The organism is Georgenia sp. (assembly GCF_054605595.1).
Genome location: NZ_JBTSDU010000191.1, coordinates 1 through 2,343 on the forward strand (window position 1 = coordinate 1; position 2,343 = coordinate 2,343).

3 protein-coding genes are annotated in these 2,343 nt (G+C 70.1%); 1 reads left to right on the plus strand and 2 read right to left on the minus strand.

Features of this window, described 5'->3' with window-relative positions; all coding sequences use genetic code 11:
• Positions 1–280 precede the first annotated feature (280 nt).
• Positions 281–961, minus strand: a complete 681-nt coding sequence (locus tag ACYC1Z_RS14540; protein WP_461410234.1) for a histidine phosphatase family protein — start codon at positions 959–961, stop codon at positions 281–283.
• 114 nt (positions 962–1,075) lie between these two features.
• A complete protein-coding gene (locus tag ACYC1Z_RS14545) occupies positions 1,076–1,600 on the minus strand; it encodes a MarR family winged helix-turn-helix transcriptional regulator (RefSeq protein WP_461410235.1) in 525 nt (174 codons plus the stop codon).
• A gap of 152 nt (positions 1,601–1,752) precedes the next feature.
• Between ACYC1Z_RS14545 and ACYC1Z_RS14550 the strand changes: the two genes are divergently transcribed.
• Positions 1,753–2,289, plus strand: a complete 537-nt coding sequence (locus ACYC1Z_RS14550) for a YceI family protein (RefSeq protein ID WP_461410236.1) — start codon at positions 1,753–1,755, stop codon at positions 2,287–2,289.
• Positions 2,290–2,343 lie beyond the last annotated feature (54 nt).

The window sequence follows — 2,343 nt, forward strand, 5'->3', positions numbered from 1 at the left end:
GGGGGCGCAGGCCGCGAGCGCGAGCACCGCGAGGGCGGCTGCCACCGTGCGCGCCAGGGGGCGACGGCTCATGGGGACGTCCCCCTGTTCGCGACCACCGTGCGCGCCAGGGGGCGACGACTCATCGGGGCTCCCCCCCGTTCGCGACCACCGCGCGCGCCCGGGTGCGACGACTCATCGGGGCTCCCCCCCGTTCGCGACCACCGTGCGCGCCAGGGGGCGACGACTCATCGGGGCTCCCCCCCGTTCGCGACCGCCGCGCGCGCCAGGGTGCGACGGCTCATCGGGACGTCCCCCTGTTCGCGGCCGCCACCGAGATGCCCGGGGTCATGTCCGCGGAGCCGCGCAGGAGATCCCCGACGGGCTCCCAGTAGGCCAGGCGCTCCAGGCGGCGCCCGGTGAAGGTGACCGAGGTGAGCGACGCGAGCGAGCACTGCCGGCGGCGCGGGTCGTGCGCGAGGATGCGGCGCTCGAGGAAGAGCCGGGAGACCCAGATCGGGAGCTGATGACTCACGAGCAGCACCTCGCGGCCGCGACCGAGCGTGAGCGCGTCGGAGATCGCGGCACTCATGCGGGTGACCTGGTCCCGGTAGGGCTCACCCCAGCTCGGGCGGAACGGGTCGACGTACGACGGCCAGTGCTTCGGGTTCGCGAGCATCGCACGGTTCTTGTTGACGGCGTAGCCCTCGAAGTGGTTCTCCGCCTCGATGAGGCGCGCGTCGGTGCCGACCTCGAGGCCGAACGCCTCCGCCGTGGGTCGTGCGCTCTCCTGCGCGCGCTGCAGCGGCGAGGCGATGACAGCGGTGATGTCGTGGCCGCCGGAGCGCAGCTCGTCGGCCACGCGAGCGACCATCTGCTGCCCGCGGTCCGAGAGTCGGTAGCCCGGCAGCCGGCCGTAGAGGATGCCCTCCGGGTTGTGCACCTCGCCGTGGCGCATGAGGTGGACCGTCGTTCGCTCCATGGGCACCAGTGTTGCAAACTCGATGCGCGTGCCGGACCACCTTGCGACGTCAGTCACACCCGGCCGTCTCGCCGCGAGACTCGGTCACGCGTCCACGACCGCCACAACACTCGGTCACGCGTCCGCGACCGCCGCGTCTCCGTCCGACCTGAGCGCGTCCGTACCCGCCGTACCCGCCTCGCCGGCGAGGATCGTCATGACCTCGCCGAGCTGACGCATCTGCTCGCCGCTGATCCGGTCCACGAGCCGAGCGCGGACCGAGCCCACGTGACCTGGGGCCGCCCCTTCCAGGCGCGCGAAGCCGGCCGGGGTGAGGAAGCAGTCCACGCCACGACGGTCGGACGCGCACGAGCGGCGCTCGACCAGACCTGCGCGTTCCATGCGTCCGATCGTGTGGGTCAGGCGGGAGCGCGAGTGCACGAGGCTGGCGGCCAGGGTCGACATGCGCAGCACGCGCCCCTCCGCCTCGGAGAGACGCACGAGCACCTCGTACTCGTTCAACGAGAGCCCGCTCTCCTGCTCGAGGTCGTGATTGATGTCCTCGAAGAGTTGCGCGGACCCTCGCAGGAGCGCTCGCCAACTGCGCTGCTGATCGGCGCCGAGCCAGCGCACCGGCTGCTGCTGGTCCTGCTCTGACATCGAGTCCTACCCCGTTCTGTCGCCGTCTCGACATTCTTCCCTGTTGTCAGGCCGCTCGCAGCGCACCACGCAGGGCCCTCTTGCACGATGGTGCCGCAGTCAGTATATAGTTAAAGTGTCAACTATCTGTAACGCCTCTGGAGGACCCACTCATGACCACCATTCCCGCTGGCTCCTACGTCATCGACGCCTCGCACACCGACGTCGCGTTCACCGTCCGGCACGCCGGCATCTCCAAGGTCCGTGGCAAGTTCGAGAAGTTCGACGGCAAGATCGTCGTCGCCGAGAACCTTGCGGACTCCTCGGTCAACGTCTCCATCGACTCCAACTCCATCAACACCGGCGACGCCAACCGCGACGGACACCTGCGCTCCGCGGACTTCTGGGACGCCGACGGCAAGCCCACCTGGACCTTCGTCTCCACCGGCGTCCAGGGCGACGGCGACTCCTTCGTCGTGAACGGCGAGCTCACCATCAACGGCGTGACCAAGCCGGTCGCCCTGGAGACCGCGTTCAACGGTTCCGTCGTGGACGCCTTCGGCGCCCCGCGCATCGGCTTCTCCGCCTCGACCCAGATCTCCCGCAAGGAGTTCGACCTGACCTGGAACGCGGCCATGGAGACCGGTGGCTTCCTCGTGGGCGACAAGGTCACCATCACCCTCGAGATCGAGGCGAACCCGGAGGCCTGATCCTCCCGGTACGACCCTCCCGCCACACGGCGGACACACTGCGGCGGGGGGCGG

Bases quoted from the DNA above. Each gene is read 5' to 3' on its own strand.
- ACYC1Z_RS14550 (WP_461410236.1), top strand. From the start codon at position 1,753: ATGACCACCATTCCCGCTGGCTCCTACGTCATCGACGCCTCGCACACC.
- ACYC1Z_RS14540 (WP_461410234.1), bottom strand. From the start codon at position 961: ATGGAGCGAACGACGGTCCACCTCATGCGCCACGGCGAGGTGCACAAC.
- ACYC1Z_RS14545 (WP_461410235.1), bottom strand. From the start codon at position 1,600: ATGTCAGAGCAGGACCAGCAGCAGCCGGTGCGCTGGCTCGGCGCCGAT.